Source organism: Niveispirillum sp., from assembly GCF_052437035.1.
Taxonomy (GTDB): domain Bacteria; phylum Pseudomonadota; class Alphaproteobacteria; order Azospirillales; family Azospirillaceae; genus Niveispirillum.
On sequence record NZ_JBQVOH010000026.1, the window covers coordinates 1 to 2833 of the forward strand.

2 protein-coding genes are annotated in these 2833 nt (G+C 62.5%); both read left to right on the forward strand.

From position 1 onward, the window contains the following. Nucleotides 1-168 precede the first annotated feature (168 nt). A complete protein-coding gene (locus ACT6Q8_RS25435) occupies nucleotides 169-2004 on the forward strand; it encodes a M2 family metallopeptidase (RefSeq protein ID WP_444735294.1) in 1836 nt (611 codons plus the stop codon). A gap of 78 nt (nucleotides 2005-2082) precedes the next feature. Then, nucleotides 2083-2833 (forward strand): ABC transporter permease subunit (locus tag ACT6Q8_RS25440; protein WP_444739471.1); only part of this gene is annotated, 751 nt, incomplete at its 3' end.

Below are 2833 nucleotides of genomic sequence, written 5' to 3' on the forward strand. Positions count from 1 at the left end.
ACGCTGGTGATGGGTACCGTCATTACCTATGGCAGTCTGATCGTGCTGATGAACCTTCTGGTCGATCTGGTCTATGGCCTGATGGACCCGCGCGTTCGGTACGATTGAGGAAATAACAATAATAAAATCAACGGCAAGCCAATGTTCAGCAGGGAAGGACAGGGTTCCATGCGCATCACCAAGCATCTCCGCACCGGCGTCGCCTTTGGCGCCATGATGATCCTGGCGGCCTGCGGGCAGCCGGGCGACAAGCAGGCGGCGGCACCCGCGAAGCCGACCGTGGAAGAAGCCACCGCCTTCGTCACCAAGGCCGAGGCCGAACTGGGTGCCGCGCGCGAAAAGGCATCGCGCACCGCCTGGGTGCAGAACACCTATATCACGCCCGACACGCTGGCCCTGGCCGCCGACAGCAACGCGTCCTACAGCGCGCTGGTGTCCCGCCTGACGGCGGAGAGCAAGCGCTTCGTGGGGCTGGAGCTGCCGGCCGATGTGGCGCGCAAGCTAAACCTGCTGCGCCTGGAAACCGCCTTGCCGTCGCCCGCCGACCCGGCGCTTAACAAGGAACTGGCCGAGCTGGACGCCAAACTGGGTGAGTTGTACGCCACCGGCAAGGTCTGCCGCGACGATGGCAGCGACTGCCTGACGCTTGACGAGATCGACGATGTCTTCCGTACCTCGCGCGATGAGAAGGAGCTGAAGCGTCTCTGGGCCGGCTGGCATAAGGTCGGGCAGGAGATGAAGCCGCTCTACCAGCGCGAGGTGGAGATCGCAAATATCGGCGCCAAGGAGCTGGGCCTGCCCGATGCCGGCACCCTGTGGCGCTCCGGCTATGACATGCCGCCCGAGGCGTTCGAGCAGGAGGCCGACCGGCTGTGGGGCCAAGTAAAGCCGCTCTACACCGCCCTGCATTGCTATGCCCGCACCAAGCTGGGCGAGAAATACGGCACCGACGTGGTACCGCAGGACAAGCCGATCCCGGCCCATCTGCTGGGCAATATGTGGGCGCAGGAATGGGGCAACATCTATGATCTGGTGGCGCCCAAACAGGCGGCCACCAATGTCGATGTCACCAAGCTGCTGACCAAGGCCGGGTACGACCCGATCAAAATGACGAAGTCAGCCGAAGGCTTCTTCACGGGCCTGGGCTTTGAGCCGCTGCCCCAGACCTTCTGGGAACGCTCGCAGATCACCCGCCCGCGCGACCGCGAGGTTGTGTGCCATGCCTCGGCCTGGGATATCGACGATAAGGACGATATCCGCATCAAGATGTGCATGCGCGTGAATGGCGACGATTTCCAGACCGTGCATCACGAGCTGGGGCATAATTTCTACCAGCGTGCCTACAAGGGCCAGTCGACCCTGTTCCGCAACGGCGCCAATGATGGCTTCCACGAGGCCATCGGCGATTTCATCGCTTTGTCGGTGACGCCAGGCTATCTGGTGAAGCTGGGCCTGTTGGACAAGGAACCCTCCACCGAGGGCGATGTGCCGTTGCTGCTGCAACAGGCTATGGACAAGGTGGCGTTCCTGCCCTTTGGCCTGCTGATCGACAAGTGGCGCTGGAATGTCTTCAACGGCAATATCAAGCCGGAAGAATACAACAAGGCCTGGTGGGACCTGCGCACCAAATATCAGGGCGTGTCCTCGCCCGTGGAACGCAGCGCGGCGGATTTCGATCCGGGTGCCAAGAACCATGTGCCGACCAGCGTGCCCTACGTGCGCTACTTCCTGGCCCGCATCCTGCAGTTCCAGTTCCACAAGGCCGCCTGCGATCAGGCCGGCTTTACCGGTCCGCTGCACCGCTGCTCCATCGCCGGCAACGCTGAGGTCGGGGCGAAGTTCAAGGCCATGCTGGAAATGGGCGCGTCCCGGCCCTGGCCGGAGGCGCTGAAGACCTTCACCGGCACCGATCAGATGGATGCTTCGGCCATGCTGGCCTATTTCGCGCCGCTGAAGGAATGGCTGGACAAGCAGAATGAGGGCAAGAGCTGCGGCTGGGAGTGAGCGCAGCGGGGGCCGGAGCGATCCGGCCTCTCCCAGCGAGTTTGATTTAGTCGGCGATAGAAAAAAGAGCAGACGACGATGGTTCAAGACATCACCGGTGGCGCCAAGCGGGCGGCACTGATCGAGAAGGCGGGTGAAGAGGTACAGGGCCGGTCCCTGTGGCAGGATGCCCGCCGTCGCCTGTTTGCCAACAAGATGGCGGTGGCCAGCATGATCGTGCTGGGCATCATCACCTTCATGGCGATCTTCGCCGACTTCTTGAGCCCCCATGCCTATGACGAGGTCTATTGGGACTATATCGGTGTCGGACCGCAGCTGGAGGGCAGCCACTGGTTCGGGACCGATGCCAATGGCCGCGACCTGTTCATCCGCACGCTGTATGGCGCCAAGGTCTCGCTGGCCGTCGGTGTCGTGACCACGCTGGTCGCCCTGATGATCGGCGTGGTCTATGGCGCCATGGCGGGATATTTCGGCGGGCGCATCGACAGCATCATGATGCGCATTGTCGACGTGCTCTATTCCATGCCGCTGATGTTCTTCGTCATCATCCTGGTGGTGGTGTTCGGCCGGCACATCATCCTGGTGTTTGCCGCCATCGGCTGTGTCGAATGGCTGACCATGGCGCGCATCGTGCGTGGCCAGACCCTGTCGGTGAAGCGCAAGGAATATATCGAGGCGGCCCGCGCCGCCGGCGTGTCCACGCCCAACATCATCCTGCGCCACATCATCCCCAACGTTATCGGCCCCGTCATCGTGTTCGTGACCCTGCTGGTGCCGGTGGTGATCCTGGTGGAAAGCTTCCTGTCCTTCCTGGGTCTGGGTGTGCAGG

Coding starts and splice junctions, on each gene's coding strand:
- ACT6Q8_RS25435 (WP_444735294.1), top strand. CDS start 169: ATGCGCATCACCAAGCATCTCCGCACCGGCGTCGCCTTTGGCGCCATG.